This window comes from Filomicrobium sp. (assembly GCF_025698805.1).
In the GTDB taxonomy this organism is placed as follows: domain Bacteria; phylum Pseudomonadota; class Alphaproteobacteria; order Rhizobiales; family Hyphomicrobiaceae; genus Filomicrobium; species Filomicrobium insigne.
The window spans coordinates 650,435-665,087 of record NZ_JAILWT010000001.1; the positions used below are offsets into that span (position 1 = coordinate 650,435).

The 14,653-nt window shown below is 58.0% G+C and carries 12 protein-coding genes; 6 read left to right on the forward strand and 6 right to left on the reverse strand.

What is annotated here, in order from left to right:
• The first annotated feature begins 80 nt into the window (after positions 1-80).
• Positions 81-1,943, forward strand: a complete 1,863-nt coding sequence (locus K5845_RS02910; protein WP_287958364.1) for an AsmA family protein — start codon at positions 81-83, stop codon at positions 1,941-1,943.
• 123 nt (positions 1,944-2,066) lie between these two features.
• Positions 2,067-3,389, forward strand: coding sequence for an extracellular solute-binding protein (locus tag K5845_RS02915; protein ID WP_287958365.1), 1,323 nt, complete (start codon positions 2,067-2,069; stop codon positions 3,387-3,389).
• A gap of 18 nt (positions 3,390-3,407) precedes the next feature.
• On the opposite strand, the gene K5845_RS02920 is transcribed toward K5845_RS02915, so the two are convergent.
• The 3 genes from K5845_RS02920 to K5845_RS02930 form a co-directional block, all read right to left on the reverse strand.
• Positions 3,408-5,312 (reverse strand): sodium/substrate symporter small subunit, encoded by a 1,905-nt coding sequence (locus K5845_RS02920; RefSeq protein WP_287958366.1) that lies wholly within the window; start codon positions 5,310-5,312, stop codon positions 3,408-3,410.
• A 124-nt stretch (positions 5,313-5,436) separates the two neighbouring features.
• Entirely contained in the window at positions 5,437-6,357 is a 921-nt protein-coding gene (locus K5845_RS02925) for a LysR family transcriptional regulator (RefSeq protein ID WP_280136725.1), read from the reverse strand.
• Positions 6,358-6,633: 276 nt separating this feature from the next.
• The gene (locus K5845_RS02930) at positions 6,634-7,419 is read right to left on the reverse strand and encodes an HpcH/HpaI aldolase family protein (RefSeq protein WP_046477305.1); all 786 of its coding nucleotides are present in this window, start codon (positions 7,417-7,419) and stop codon (positions 6,634-6,636) included.
• 464 nt (positions 7,420-7,883) lie between these two features.
• Between K5845_RS02930 and K5845_RS02935 the strand changes: the two genes are divergently transcribed.
• A complete protein-coding gene (locus K5845_RS02935; RefSeq protein WP_052743725.1) occupies positions 7,884-8,861 on the forward strand; it encodes a shikimate kinase in 978 nt (325 codons plus the stop codon).
• Positions 8,862-8,937: 76 nt separating this feature from the next.
• Here K5845_RS02935 and K5845_RS02940 read toward each other — a convergent pair whose 3' ends face one another.
• A complete protein-coding gene (locus tag K5845_RS02940) occupies positions 8,938-9,582 on the reverse strand; it encodes a tetratricopeptide repeat protein (protein WP_139165289.1) in 645 nt (214 codons plus the stop codon).
• 189 nt (positions 9,583-9,771) lie between these two features.
• Between K5845_RS02940 and coaBC the strand changes: the two genes are divergently transcribed.
• From coaBC to cysK, 3 genes are all read left to right on the forward strand, one after another.
• A complete protein-coding gene (gene coaBC / locus K5845_RS02945; protein ID WP_287958367.1) occupies positions 9,772-10,995 on the forward strand; it encodes a bifunctional phosphopantothenoylcysteine decarboxylase/phosphopantothenate--cysteine ligase CoaBC in 1,224 nt (407 codons plus the stop codon).
• Between the two features lie 22 nt (positions 10,996-11,017).
• Positions 11,018-11,641, forward strand: a complete 624-nt coding sequence (gene dut / locus K5845_RS02950; protein ID WP_046477303.1) for a dUTP diphosphatase — start codon at positions 11,018-11,020, stop codon at positions 11,639-11,641.
• Between the two features lie 111 nt (positions 11,642-11,752).
• Positions 11,753-12,766: a cysteine synthase A gene (cysK, locus tag K5845_RS02955; RefSeq protein WP_046480018.1), complete on the forward strand. Its 1,014-nt coding sequence runs from the start codon at positions 11,753-11,755 to the stop codon at positions 12,764-12,766.
• 23 nt (positions 12,767-12,789) lie between these two features.
• On the opposite strand, the gene pyrE is transcribed toward cysK, so the two are convergent.
• Both pyrE and olsB read right to left on the reverse strand, forming a co-directional pair.
• Positions 12,790-13,362, reverse strand: a complete 573-nt coding sequence (gene pyrE / locus K5845_RS02960; protein ID WP_046477302.1) for an orotate phosphoribosyltransferase — start codon at positions 13,360-13,362, stop codon at positions 12,790-12,792.
• Positions 13,363-13,385: 23 nt separating this feature from the next.
• Positions 13,386-14,309 carry a l-ornithine N(alpha)-acyltransferase gene (gene olsB, locus K5845_RS02965; RefSeq protein ID WP_046480017.1) on the reverse strand — a complete coding sequence of 308 codons (924 nt, stop codon included), beginning with the start codon at positions 14,307-14,309 and terminating at the stop codon, positions 13,386-13,388.
• Positions 14,310-14,653 lie beyond the last annotated feature (344 nt).

Here is a 14,653-nt window from a genome sequence, read left to right on the forward strand (position 1 = left end):
GCTGCTGAAGGGTATTGGGGAGGCAGGCTCTTGCGCATGTTCGCGTGGCTCGGATTAGCATCTCCCTTGGCGGCGTCATTATGAAACGATTGATGCAAATACGGCGTCATCTCCTCGCAGTTTTCGGCGTACTCGGCTTAGCGCTGCTTGCAATGGCGATGCCGTATTTCGTCTCGCACGATCGCTCTGAAGTCGTGCTCAACACATCCACGGTCATGGCCGCGGACCAGCACCACTATAGGGTGACGGCACCCGTCGCTCTGTTTGGCGGCCCATACGTTGTCGTAGAGAGTGGAACGATCGCGCTTAGCGAACGGAGCCAAAGGGCTGCTCAGGGCGCCGGTTCAGCTGACAAAATCATTATGAGTGGCGATGCGCAGCTGACGCTCAGCGACGGACGTATCGCCGTCAATCTCGCAGGTGTTGGCCCCGAGGCAGCAGACGCCGCACCAGCTTCGCTTTTCGCACCACTTGCAGCGGCCCTAGCCAGCATGCAGTTCAGTTCGTTGGCGCTTAGCGATTGTACGATCGTTCTTCATTCTGATCGGGAAACCGTGCAAGAGCTTCGCGGCGTCGAAGCGCTGGTCAAGCTTGCCAGCAGGGACACGCTTGCTGTCACCGGTACATTCTGGCTGCGCGGCGAAAAGCTTTCCTTCAGGACCTCGCTGAATATCGGCAATCACGCACGTCTGGAACGACGGCTACCGATACAAGCGAAGATAACCGGCAATCTCATCGATACCACATTGCGAGGCCACCTGAGCGTTGGGAACCGAGCCCGATTGATCGCTCCAAACTCAGAACTGAAGTTCTCTGATCTCGGCAAGGCCGCTCGATGGCTTAATATCGGTTGGCCAGCCCGATCCGCAATTGAAGCATTTTCCGCAACGGGCCTGATCGATTGGTCTGCTGGCATTTTGGTTTTCCAAGACGCGGTCTTTAAGTTTGACGGAAACCGTGCAACCGGCGCGATGTCAGTCAATTACCAATCGCCGCGTCCACAAGTCGATGGCACCCTCGCGTTTGACGAACTAAATCTCACCGGTCTGCTTGTTCAAGATGATGTGCGTGAAGAAAGTTTGATCGAAGCGACGATGCGCAAGTCGTCGAACTGGCTGCCAGCGCGGCTCGGGCTCAGCGGAGAAGCCATCACAATGCCGCTGCTGCGAGACGTTGATGCTGATCTGCGCTTGTCGGCTGAACGCGTTCAAATTGGCTCGCTCGTTCTCGGACGCAGCGCCACTGCAGTCTCACTACGCGATGGCAAGATGCTGGCCGACCTTGCCGAACTGGAGTTCGAGGGTGGCGGCCAAGGCACGGTACAAATCAGCCTCGATGCGACGGAGCCGGACCCCAAATTGGGGGTCCGCGGGCGCCTGGAAGGTTTTGAGGTCGGCAATCTCGCGACGGCCTTGTTTGGCGGGGCGGTCGTTACCGGGCGCGGCGATGCCATCATCAATGTCAAGGCCACAGGCGACCGGTACTCGGATATCATGAGCACGCTGTCCGGTCGGATCGAGGTTCGTGTTCTTGATGGTGCTGCACTTACGCTCGACCTCGCCAAGATGGTCGCAGAGCACAGTACCGGCGTCGCCGCTCCAGTTGGTTGGGGCACGACGACCGGCCTGACGAACTTGAGCGAGTTCGACATGCGGTTGGCGTTCACGGATGGTTTAGCCCTTGTCGAGACGTTCTCTGCAAAATCGGGATCACAACTTGTATTCGGAAGCGGCACAATAGACGTTGCAGCTCAAAACCTGGACGCCAATATTTGGATTGGCGCCGAAGCACCGACTTCCAATGATGAAACGCCCATGGGGGATCTCATCCAGTTTCGGGGAGATTGGCACGCGCCGGGAATCTCAGTGACCCGTGCGCCGAGCCGACAGGCCGGCCGACGGGATCCAGACGGACGACCTGCAGACACGCCGGGCCGGGGCTAAACTCAGACTAAAATCCCTCACTTAACGGAATTTCGAACCTGCGACGTCGACGCTCGGGATCGATTGCCGTAGAGTATTTTTGCCCGCCGATACTCATTCGTAGTCGTTGAGGAACCCCCGTAAATGTTTCGATTTCGTTTTTCCATTGCCGTCGCGATGTTATTTGCCGCTGGCGTTCTGCCAACCTTTGCACAAAGCCCGTCCAGCAACGAAACAGCGCAGCAGGCTACGCCAAGCGATAGAGAGAACGCAGCGAAGACAGGGGCGCGTTCTGATGTTCAACCCGAGAATGACACAGCCGCTACACCGTCAGCGGACGTAGAGGCTCCCGCGCCCACGAAGGACGTAGGGTCGTCGACATCTTCCCAGCAAAAGGCTGATCCTGCCGTGGTGGCCGAAGCGCCAGAGAAGAGGTTCACGGTGAGCACGTGGGGCGGCGCCTATGGGCAAGCCCAGAAGAAGGCCGTTGCCGTACCCTTCGGACGTTCTCACGACGTCGCCATCGAGGTCCTGACGGATGGAGACGGCAAAGCGCTCAGAGGTGACGTTGTCGAACTCAACGCGGCAGCCCTCGATGCTGCGTGCCAATCCGGTGAACTCGCCAAAGTCGACGCCTCTTTGCTTACCCCCGCTCCGGATACAGCCGACACGGCGCAACAAGACTTTATAGCGGATGGTGTGCACGACTGTGGGCCAGCCTCAATGGTCTGGTCCGCTGTCTTCGCGGTCAATGAGAACGCTTTGAAAGCCGGTACACCGAATGTTCTGCAGGACGTGTTCGACACAACCCGTTTTCCCGGTCGGCGGGTACTTATTAAATCGCCGCGCTATCTTTTGGAAATGGCCCTTATCGCCGATGGCGTTGCGCCGGAAGTTATTTATCAGCACCTATCGACCGATGAAGGTCTAGAGCGTGCATTTGCCAAGCTCGATAGCCTTGGCAAGGATCTCGTGTGGAAGGAGACAGCGAAACAAACGGAAGAAGACCTGATGAACGGTTCGGCGGTCTTTGCGCAGACATTCAACGGGCAGGCCTTTTATGCAGCAGCCTACGGCGCGCCAATCAGAATTATTTGGGACGGTCAGGTTTACACTATGAGCTTCTGGGCCATTCCAGCCGACGGGTCTTCACAAGACATCGCGAAAGAGTTCGTTGGGTTCGCTACGGCCCCAAAGCAGTTGGCGGCTGTCGCGGAGGAGATTGCCTACGGACCAGCGCGCGTTTCAGCGACCGCACTCGTGAAGCAACATGTCAGTATTGGGCTTGATCTTACGCCTTACCTCCCGACGCGCCCTGAAAATATGGCACGCGCAGTGCCTTTTGACGCGGCGTGGTGGGACGAGAACGGAACACAGATTGATGCACGCTTCGCCACATGGGTAGAAGAACGAGAAGCTGCCATGCGCCCCAAGCCGATGCCAAAGCCGGTGCGGAAGCCTGAGTAAACTGAGATCTGGGAATCGTCAGACGGTTGCGCGGCGGAGAAGCTGAGTGGGCAGGGATACGAGGCAGGCGACAACAAAACCAATCGGGGCTCCGATGATGCCGACAGCGCGTGTATCGATGCCCCACCAGTTGGCCAACTCTCGTGCCATTGTTTGAGCTTCGGCGCACGCGCCTGGCACCGCGTCCCGGCAGTTTTGACGAACTTCCTCAAAGGCTTCCAAACGCCAGGGGGGCATGTTCGAGACTTCGTGCCAGAGACCAAGGAATTGGACCGGAAAATTCTGCGTGCCGACGATGTAATAAAGAGCCACGGCAAACCCGGTGAGGCCACCGACCGCCAACGCAATCGAATTTGCGCGCGGCGATATAGCCGCCAGAAGTATCATTGGGAACAGACCCGATGCGGCCAGCGAAAGCGCCCATGCGATGCGCGTTATCAGGTCAGCCTGAAGCTGTCCCGCTACAACGCCGGCGATGACCGCAAGAGGCACGGTAAGAGCCGCTCTCACAAGAGCGGACTTCCGATTGGGCTGTTCTCCTCCTTCGGTCTCTGGGGCAGACAGGACAAAGCGCAAGGCGCCGGCCATCACCGCAATCATGCTGCCGGCACAGAGCAAAGCCGCAACGGCAAGCGCACCAATCAGCAGCCAGCTTAACGCCTCGGGCAGGCGGGAGATTGCCGCCACGGAAGGTAAAATCGCTTCGGGATCTATCGTGACATCCTGAACATGAAGACGCCCTCCCGGCTCTGCACACTCATGCGCGCAGAGGGGAGGAGTTGTCGAATACGCAGATTGCTCCAGCCAGTTTGGCACGGAGCTCATTGTCATGCCGCGCGCGATACTCGAGTAGATATCCAGCTTGGTGAGCGTTGCGATCGCTGGCAGCGTGATGACCAGCAGAACAACAAAGAACAGACTCCACGCGCTCGCTTGACGTGCAATCGGGTCTGGCCCGGATGAGCTTATCCGAGTTAAGAGATGGGGTGCGACGGCAGCGCCGAGCATCAAAGATATTGAAAGCGCAGCAAAGTTCTCTGCCGAAAAGCTGTTGTTTGATTTCGCGAAGGGCTGGACAACGGCGGGGTCGGATAAGCCATCGAGAATTAGACTGCGTTCCAATACTGCCAGGTCTTGCAACCCGTGTCCGTACGCCAACTGAGGTATGGCGATGTCGAACGCCACCAGGGACATCAGGGCGGCGGCTCCGCCGACGAGACAGAGGATCGCGACATAACTCACTGCCTGGAGCGAGAGCGTAACTCTCGTTTGGATAACAGCGATGATTGTTGCCATGATGACGGGTAGCACCAAAACCCAAGCTTCTCCGAGCGCGCCGCTTGCGTCCGTAAAGCGCGTGTTCGCGAAGATCGGGGACACAAGCCGGCGTACAACCTCAAACTCCGCACTGACCAATAGAGTCAGACAAACCAGAAGCATGGCGGTGGCAGCGTAAGGCGCAGCAATGCCGCCGGTACGTTTCGCCAGAAAATCCTCTAGCGATGCAGATTGCGCGCGGGCGAACGCTGGCGCAACCACACAGCCGACGAGCACGAAGCCTCCCGTAAGGCCAAGCGCAAAAGCGAGCCCATCGTAGCCGTAGGCATAGAGCGCTCCGATGAGCGCAACCGGTGCCGCGCCCGACATCCACAACCCTGCGGTACTCATACCAACGAAGAGGGGGGCAATGTTTGCGCGTGGCGCGCCGCGCCAAGGTAGAGCTACCCAGAACCCAAGCATCGCAAAAATGATGAGGGCCCCCTGCGCTGCCAAATAATAGGCAAGAGGAAAGCCGAGTATACGCACGCCATTCAGAAGCGGGGCAGCGAAATGCAACGCGAATGCGAAAATGCTCCAGATCAAAAGTGGTATCCACAGGGCGCGCTTTGATCGTGGTGCGTTCTCGCGTGATGTCACGGCCATGTAAATGTCCCCCGACCTCGAACGGCTTGGAGCCGACGCTTGCCAAGCTAGATGAGGGACATGGCAAACAATTGTGGGCCGGTCTATGGCAAAGGCAGTTACATGTCTTCGGCTAGACTGATTGTTACAAGGCCGTGCAGATATCGTTCAGCATGTTGCGCAGCCAGCCGTGCCCCTCGTGGCTGTCAAAGCAGCGATGCCAGACCATGTAGGTCGGCAGCGGGGGAACAACTGCCGGCAGAGGGTGGATGTCGATCTCACAGAGACGAGAGAAATAGCGCGCGACCTTTTGAGTTGTCGTAGCCACGTAGTGTTGGTTCTCGACGACGAAGGGCAACGTTGCGATCGTGGGCACAGAAAACATTATGCGCCGCAAGACACCGTGCTTTTCGAGATGGAGAGACGTCGCGGCTTTCCCTTCCTCTTCAGTACGGCCAACGACTACGTGAGGCAGCGCTTTCACATCCCCAAGGTCCAATGGCTTGTTCAAAAGCGGATGATTGCGCCGTGAAATCAGAACAAGCGGATCCTCATATAATAACTCGGAATGAAAGTCCGGCGCGTTCATGGGTTCATAATCAAGCGCGAGCCATGTTTCGCCGTACCGAAGATCGCGAAGCATATCCCGGGCCCGGCCGCCAGCAATTCGAAATTCAATATTGGGACAGTCGCGCACCCTTGCCGACAATTCGGGAACAAGGATTGCGTCGATCCCGAACGGGAAATCGAGCAAAAAAGTTTGCCGGCTTGTTTTCGGATCAAACGGCACGCCTGTGTGGCGCAAAGTCGAGCGGAGCGCGTCTAGAGCTGGACGTACATTGTTTGCAATCGCGTGTGCGCGCGCTGTTGGTCTGACGCCGCGCCCTGTACGCTCGAACAGACGTTCGCCCCCCGTCATTACACGCAAACGCCGCAAGGCATGACTTACTGCAGGTTGGGTTAGCCCTAAACGCTTTCCAGCTTTAGAGAGAGATCCTTCATCCATAACTGCGTCAAAGACTATAAACAAATTTAGGTCCTGCCGGGGATCTGCTCTCTTCTTCACAGCAGTTCCCTCGAATTTTTGTAGCTGATTCCTGAAAACATCTTTTCTCGATTGCGGTTTATTCTTTGAAATTATGGGCTTTGGCTTGGCTTAATTAACAAGATACTCCGTCTCGGGATCAATTCAAATTTTTGATAAAATTGATATAGTATTAAATCCCCTATAGATGCGGATCTCTTGAGCAGACAACGACGCTTCGTAAAAAAACGGCGTCGGCGAGAGGCTGATCTAAGATTGTACCCTGAATTGGGCTAAGGCCCGTCACTTCGCTGGGATTCACTTCGCTGGGATCTGTGCCCTTAGGGCCATGACTTGGCCTCGTGCTCCGTCAATGAGCAATCTGACGTCGTTCGGCAGGGTGCACATGCCGAAGCCATCCTCGAAACGGCATAACGCCGTCTCAACACCATCGGTGTGGCAGGCGGTAAACAGGCCGGCGGCTTTAGCTTGAGTTACAACGCGCGCCATGGCGGCGAGGACCTCGGGATCTTTCGGCGCCATGGACGGCGGCGAACCGAACGAAAGCGACAAATCGCCAGGTCCGACATAGACGCCATCGAGCCCCGGTACGCTCAATATATCGGGCAAGTTCTCAATAGCTTCCCGGGTCTCGATCTGAGCTAGCAACACGATCTCCCGATCCGCTGCGGCGGCGTAGGCAGCGCTCGCTCCCGCCTGAGCATAAAGTGTCGCTCGGTTCGGGCCATAGGAGCGCTGCCCAATAGGCGGATACCGGCACGCGGCGACAAACGCCTCAGCGTCGGCGCGCGTATTTACCAATGGGCAAATGAGCCCATAAGCGCCAGCGTCCAGGAGCTTCATCATCAGGCCGCTCTCGTGCGAGGGAACGCGTGCAAAAGGAACGGCGACGGTTGTCGAGATGGCTTGCAGCATGGCGAATGCCGCCTCAAAGCCCATTGCTCCGTGTTGCAGATCGATCGTTACGCTGTCGTAGCCTTGGTGGGCCATGATCTCCGCAGCATAGGCACACGGGAGCGAGCACCAAGCGTTAATGACCGGATCGCCGGCTTGCAGCTTGGCCCTAACATTATTCTTGCGCATAAAATCTGTGAACTCCCACGATTGAGCGAAGTGTACCGGACTCACGCAAAAAGCGGTTTAAAGGCATTAAGTATACTTTTTTAGTACTCAATATGGTATACGGTCGGCCCATCCCCCGCGACACAATGGTACGCCGGGGGTACCTTACAACCGATTGAATTAACGCTATATCTTTGCCGCGGTCGGTAGCCTTTACCGGCCTTCGAGGGGTTAGGATTACCTACAAGTAAGAACGCAACGCTTGACATCTCGCTGCGGCGCAGAAAAAATATTGCGGTGCAACTTGCAATGATGACGCACCGCACGCGCACGGCCGGTCGTCAGCCTTCCATCCGGCTGACACGCCAAGACCCAGCTACCAAAGGTGCGATATGCACAAGAGGGGCGCTCGGACGGCGTTTCCGAAGGGCCATGTAGCCGATCGCGAATGTTCTTGCGGACATGACTTGGAAAGGTCGGAGGATATGCGCAAGCAAGAGAATAACCTGCAACCGTCCGAACCTCGGCGTGGTGACGCCCGCGAAAACGAGGCGTACCTGAGGCTTGTTGGAGAACGGGTGCGAAATTTACGTGCACAGCTCGGCATGGCCCGAAAAGCTCTTTCGCAGGCTTCCGGCGTTTCCGAACGCTATCTCGCCGAGCTTGAACGCGGCACAGGCAATGCCTCTCTGCTCGTTCTACGGAATATTGCCAGCGCGCTCGGAGCGCGGATCGAAGATCTTGCCAGCGAGCAGGATGATCAAGCCGTCGACACCAGCCTCGGCTTCGATCAGCTAGAGCAACTGAGCCCAAGCGACGCGTCACCGCAGAAGCCGGTTCGCCGTTGGAACACCAACGGCACGCCGCTCGGTCGGATCGCATTGGTCGGCCTTCGCGGAGCCGGAAAAACCACGCTCGGACACGCCCTGGCCAAGGCCATCGGCGTACCGTGCATCGCCCTTGACCGGGAAATCGAGCGCGCTAGCGGCATGGAAGTCGCCGACGTCCTTGCCGTGCACGGCGAGGCCGTCTATCGGCGCCTTGAACGCAATTGCCTTGCGACCGTGGTCGAAACGGTTCCCCGCGCCGTTATCAAAACGGGCGGTGGCATCGTGCTTGAGCCCGAGACCATGGACCTCATGTTCTCAGGCTGCTTCGTCATCTGGATCACGGCATCGTCCAACGAATTGTTTGCGCGTGCACGCGGAAGCGCAGCTCTGCCTATCAACGGTTCCGGACGCCACGCTAAGGCCGTTTTAGAGGCAGCGCTGGCCGAGCGTGAGCCTCTCTATGCCCGCGCAGATGCAGTGATTGATACGACCGGCAAGAGCGTCGACGAGGCGCTTAGCGAGCTTCTGCGGATCGTGCAGGCTGCGCAACCTCGTGAGAACGCAACTCAGGCGCGCAGCACGACGCTTGATCGCCTCAAAGAGGATCGCCGCGACATCGAGTGTGCCAGCTAAACTCTGGCAACTCCCCTGACTTGAATAACGATCATGAGCATTAAGATCAGCGTCCGGAAACGGGCGCTGATTTTGTTTAGGACGTCAGCTTCCGGCATTCTTCATCGGCAGGCAGCGGATCACAACCCGTGTTCCGGACGCAGGTCTCAAGCGCGCCACGCAGCTTGTCCGAGAAAATACCGTCCAGAAACCCGTCGTACAGACCGGCCGCTTGAAGTCCGCATTGATAGAGCCGGACGATGCGGTTGCCGCCATAACGCATAGCCTGGGTATAGTCGCGCAGTGCGCCCTCAATGTCGCCGCTGGCTTGACGAATGTGCGCGCGCGTATCAAGTGCGTGGGGACTTTGCGGCGTCAACGCCAGAGCTCGCTCAACGTCGGCTGCCCCTTCAACGGGCTTGCCGGACTTGAAATACGCCCAGGCCCGGTTGTTCAGCGCGATGGCGAAATCCGGAGAAATTTCGATCGCTGCATCGTAGTCTGGAATAGCCAGATCATAGAGCCCTTTGAGTGAGTAGGCCAAAGCGCGCATCGCCAAAGCCTGGCTGCGTTCGCCGGGCGGTAGGGGGGTCTGAAGGAGTTCGGTGCAGCCCGAGATCCTGCGTTCGTTGTCCTGCCCGAAGCAATCGACCGAATGATCTTCCGTCGATGCGAACGATACCCCGACCGTAACGGTAGCGATCACCATTGTGAGACCCAGTACTCTGAAGATGTGCCGCAAACCGACCTCCAAAGACAATTTTGGTGAAATGCGCTAGGTGGCGTTCCCGGTTCCGGTTTCCGTCGCCTGATTCCTGCCGGATTAACCGCATTATCGCAGCGCAATTGAGGCAGAGCACAGTTAACTGTGACGCTAGGGCAGCTGTGCTAGGTTCGCCACCTTCGCACGGCGCAGGAGATGTGAAAACCAGTGGAAGCCAAGCGCATCGTTCTCATCATGGGTGGCGGGATCGCCGCCTACAAGTGTCTAGACCTCATTCGCCGCCTACGAGAGCGCGGCGTAGACGTTCGGGTTGTCATGACACGCGCAGCCCAACAATTCGTAACTCCTCTCAGCGTTTCCGCATTGTCGAATGATCGGGTCTTCACTGATTTATTCGATCTCGATGATGAACGTGAGATTGGCCACATCCGGCTATCCAGACTTTGCGACCTTATCGTCGTGGCGCCAGCGACGGCCGATCTGATCGCTAAAGCGGCAAACGGGCACGCCGACGATCTTGCAAGCGCTGTACTCCTTGCCAGCGACAAGCCGATTCTGATGGCTCCAGCGATGAACCCAAAGATGTGGCTCAATCCGGCGACGCAACGCAATGTTCGCCAACTTGAAGCGGACGGGATCTCATTCATCGGTCCGGCGGTGGGCGAAATGGCAGAGTCGGGAGAGGCCGGGCCAGGGCGCCTCGTCGAACCTGCCGAGTTATTGGCTGCAATCGAAGCGCGGCTCCATCCTTCGTCAAGCGGCAGCCTTGCGGGCCGGCATGTGCTCATCACGAGTGGACCGACGCACGAACCCATCGATCCAGTGCGCTACATCGCCAATCGTTCGTCGGGCAAGCAAGGGCATGCAATTGCTGCGGCTGCGATTGCAGCTGGCGCTCGTGTAACGCTCGTTTCCGGTCCTGTCACCTTGGGAGCCCCTGCTGGCGCGACGACGGTCCAGGTGCAAACGGCTGAGGAAATGCTCAATGCCGTACGTGCTGCCCTGCCGGCCGACGTCGCAATATTTTGCGCCGCTGTCGCCGACTGGCGCGCAGCGTCCCCAGCTGATGAAAAGATCAAGAAGACGGGCGATGGCGAGAAGCCGCAGCTCGAACTTGTCGAAAACCCCGATATTCTAAAAACCATTGCCCATATGAAGACCGGTCGGCCAAACCTCATTGTCGGCTTTGCTGCCGAAACGGAAAACGTCATTGCCTTCGCAACGAGGAAGCGGCGCAACAAGGGTGCGGACTGGACTGTCGCCAACGACGTTTCTACGCACACCGGCGTTATGGGTGGGGATCGCAACCGCGTACATCTCATCACCGAAACCGGTGTCGACAGCTGGCCCGAAATGTCAAAACGCGAAGTTGCCGAGACCTTGATTGCGCGCATCAGCGCCCTTTTGCATGACAAGGCCCGCAGGGTGTAGCGCGTAGAAAGCGATAAGTCGTATGACCACAAGAACCAGTCTAGGGGCCGACGGCGCAAAGGTTAGCGTCCTGCGTTTGGCGCATGGCAAGGACCTACCTTTGCCGGCCTATCAATCTGAGGCTGCAGCAGGGCTCGACCTCATCGCTGCGCTGGAGTGGGATCATCCCTTAACCCTCACCCCGGGCGCACGGGCACTCATTCCAACTGGACTCGTACTTGAGCTCCCCATCGGGTTCGAAGCCCAAGTGCGACCGCGGTCCGGGCTTGCGCTGAGGCACGGCGTTACCGTTCTCAACAGTCCCGGTACAATCGATGCGGACTATCGCGGCGAAGTCAGCGTTCTTCTGGCCAACCTCAGTGGTGTTCCCTTTGAAATCCGGCGCGGCGAACGGATCGCGCAACTGGTTATCGCGCCGGTGACGCGTGTCGAACTCGTTGAAGTCGCCGAGCTTACGGAGACGGAACGTGGAAGCGGCGGCTTCGGCTCTACTGGACGGGAAAGCGCCAGAGCAGAACCACCCAAAGCTGAGAAGCCTGCGGCACCCAAGGCCAAAAAGGCTGCTACGCGCAAATCTCCCCCTAAAGCTGCCAAAGCTTCGCGATCTAAGTCGAAAACGAAGAAGGCCACCGTCAATAAGGGCTGAATGAAATCAAAGCCCTTTAGCAATTACAATATTGTTCCGGCCGCGCGAGGCTCGCTTCTTGGATGTGGTGGCCCTATCAAAGCGCCAACGGCTGATCAGAGGACACAAACCATGACAGACTCTCCGGATACGATTGCGGCTACGGCCAGCCAGAGTTGGGGACGGGGCCGCGTCTATGGGAACATATCCGAGACGATCGGCCATACGCCTCTGGTTCGGCTTGGCAAAGTTATAGCGGCGGCGCGCTCGGTCGCCGACGTGCTCATGAAGCTGGAATTTTTCAATCCGCTGTCTTCGGTCAAGGATCGCATTGGCCTGGCGATGATCGACGCGTTGGAGGCTGACGGGCGCATCACCCCAGGGCGGAGCGTGCTCATCGAGCCGACCTCTGGCAACACGGGTATTGCGCTGGCATTCATTGCAGCCGCGCGTGGATATCGCATCATTCTGATCATGCCGGAATCGATGTCGCTGGAGCGACGCAAGATCCTTGCCCATCTCGGCGCCGAACTTGTGCTGACGCCCGCGAGCGGGGGCATGGCTGCGGCGATCGAGAAGGCCAACGAATTAGCCAGTGCCATCCCTGGCGCTGTTATTCCCGCTCAGTTCGACAATCCGGCCAACCCGGCGATCCACGCCAAAACAACGGCAGAAGAAATCTGGTCGGATACAGGTGGCAACGTCGATGCGCTGGTGATCGGAGTTGGGACCGGAGGCACTCTGACGGGCTGCGGCCGCGTCCTCAAAGCGCGCAAGCCGGACCTGAAGGTAATTGCGGTCGAGCCGTCGGCTAGCCCCATCTTGTCCAAAGGGGAAAAGGGGCCGCACAAAATTCAGGGCATTGGCGCTGGCTTTATCCCTTCTATTCTCGATCGCTCGCTGATCGATGAAGTCATTACCGTACCGGACGACATGGCCTTTGAAGCCGCCCGTATGCTTGCGCGGATCGAGGGTATTCCGGGTGGGATTTCGACGGGCGCCAATCTGGCGGCAGCACTCACCGTCGCTGGACGCTCATCCATGTCGGGAAAGACGATCGTGACCTTCGCACCTTCAAGTGCTGAGCGTTACCTGTCGAGCGATCTGTTCGCGCAAACTGCTGAAGGAGCTGCCACAAGCGGTTGAGACAGCTTCGCCGGGTCGACGACTTAAGAAGATGACGCTTCTTTCAAGAACTCGGCGGACGTGAAAAGTGATGCGAAGGGGATGGTTGCGTCGCGATAAAGCTCCGTCGCGCCTGACTGGCGATCCAGGATCGAGATCACTAAGGAAATCTCGGCTCCAACCTCGCGCAGCGCTTCGATCGCTGACATCGCAGAGCCGCCCGTTGTCGTTACGTCCTCGACCACAACGACGCGCTTACCGCTGAGGTCGCTTACGCCTTCGATGCGTTGACGCGTGCCATGTCCCTTCACAGCCTTGCGCACGAAAAACCCCGGAATAGGTCGCCCCTGAAGACCACTTACCAATGCCAAGGGGCCGATCAACGGCACTGCGCCCATTTCAAGCCCGCCGATATAGTCCACCTCAACATCTTTCAGGCGATCCAAAATTAACTCGGACAGTGCCTTCGCGCCTTCGGGATCGAGCATCGTCGGCTTCATGTTGAAGTAGTGGTCGCTTTTGGCACCCGACGCCAACGTGATCTCGCCCCGGACGAACGACTTCTTCTTGATAATTTCGAATGCGCGCGCGCGGGCGGCGGCGAGATCAGACGTCATGAACAATTACCTTGATGGCTCCCTTATGCGTCGACGGCAATGCGACTGCGGACTTCTTCCGGCGCACCGAAGTGCTCAAAATAACGCGGATCGATATTCTCGACGGGCAAGACGATAAGCACGTCAGTCGTGCCAAACTGATGGTCTATGACCGCACCGTCGCCAACGGTCGCGCCTAAGCGGAGGTAGCCCTTGATCAAAGGCGGGAGCGCCTTCAGCGCAGCTTTGGCATCGATATTCTCAATTGGGATACGGTCCATAGGCACGTGCAGATGATCGTGGGCACGACACCGCCATTCGGGCGACGCGAGAGCATGATGATGAAGGAAGCTCAGGGCCATCGCATGCGCATCCGGATCCGTACCGGCGAAGCTCGCGCAGCCAATCATTACGTCGACCTTGTGCTCGCGCACGTAGGTCCAGAGACCGTGCCAGAGCAGCTCAACTGTGCGCTTGTTGCGATAAGGCTTGAGAACGCAGGACCGACCAAGTTCCATGAACTTGTAGTTCGAACGCCGCGCCTCGACCAGTGGTGCAATGTCGTATTCGCTCTGCGTATAGAACCCTTGCGCGCGCTCCGCCTGCTCCTGTCGAAGAACGCGATATGTGCCGACGACTTCGGGACGGCGGCCTGACGTCCAACCATGCCCGCCCGCGGGTTTGGCATCGACATCCACCACAAGCAAGTGATCGCAGATGGCATCATAGTCATCCTCATCGCGACGGCGCATCTGGCTCAGCAGACTTGGGACGGCTGACATCTCTTCGTAGAACACACGATAGCGTAGGTTTTGGGCGCGGCGCAGATCCGCGCGCGATTGTGCAAGGCGCACCTCAAGAGAGCCGACGCGGCCATAAATGCGCGGAATCTGACGACGAGGCATAAGGAACGCGGCGGATCGGCCTGCGTCAAATGCCCTGCGTATCGGAGCCTTTTTCGTCTCCATCATAGAGCGACTGTCTCCCCTCACCCGGATCATCCCGGGCCGGTCGCTTAAGACGGACCGGTATCGTCATTCTCGTTCGACGGCCATCGCCCCAGGCCATCGGACCACCCTGTTCTTAATCATACGCTGGAAACGGCTAGATTCGGTAGTCTGTCGTGTCTTGCGAACACGCTACTTGTGCACCGAAAACTCTGTAGGCCTAGAGCGACTTAGCTCGCCTTACGCCGTTCATTCCATACAACGATATTCCACCCCTCTCGCCGCTTTTACGGCCAGAATGCACCGTTGTAACTAAAATTGTGGGGATGAGGTAGCGGCTGTCAACCGCCCGAAGATGTGGGGTG

Bases quoted from the DNA above. Each gene is read 5' to 3' on its own strand.
- K5845_RS02920 (WP_287958366.1), bottom strand. From the start codon at position 5,312: ATGGCCGTGACATCACGCGAGAACGCACCACGATCAAAGCGCGCCCTG.
- K5845_RS02915 (WP_287958365.1), top strand. From the start codon at position 2,067: ATGTTTCGATTTCGTTTTTCCATTGCCGTCGCGATGTTATTTGCCGCT.
- pyrE (WP_046477302.1), bottom strand. From the start codon at position 13,362: ATGACGTCTGATCTCGCCGCCGCCCGCGCGCGCGCATTCGAAATTATC.
- K5845_RS02935 (WP_052743725.1), top strand. From the start codon at position 7,884: ATGCGCAAGCAAGAGAATAACCTGCAACCGTCCGAACCTCGGCGTGGT.
- dut (WP_046477303.1), top strand. From the start codon at position 11,018: ATGACCACAAGAACCAGTCTAGGGGCCGACGGCGCAAAGGTTAGCGTC.
- K5845_RS02930 (WP_046477305.1), bottom strand. From the start codon at position 7,419: ATGCGCAAGAATAATGTTAGGGCCAAGCTGCAAGCCGGCGATCCGGTC.
- cysK (WP_046480018.1), top strand. From the start codon at position 11,753: ATGACAGACTCTCCGGATACGATTGCGGCTACGGCCAGCCAGAGTTGG.
- K5845_RS02910 (WP_287958364.1), top strand. From the start codon at position 81: ATGAAACGATTGATGCAAATACGGCGTCATCTCCTCGCAGTTTTCGGC.
- olsB (WP_046480017.1), bottom strand. From the start codon at position 14,309: ATGGAGACGAAAAAGGCTCCGATACGCAGGGCATTTGACGCAGGCCGA.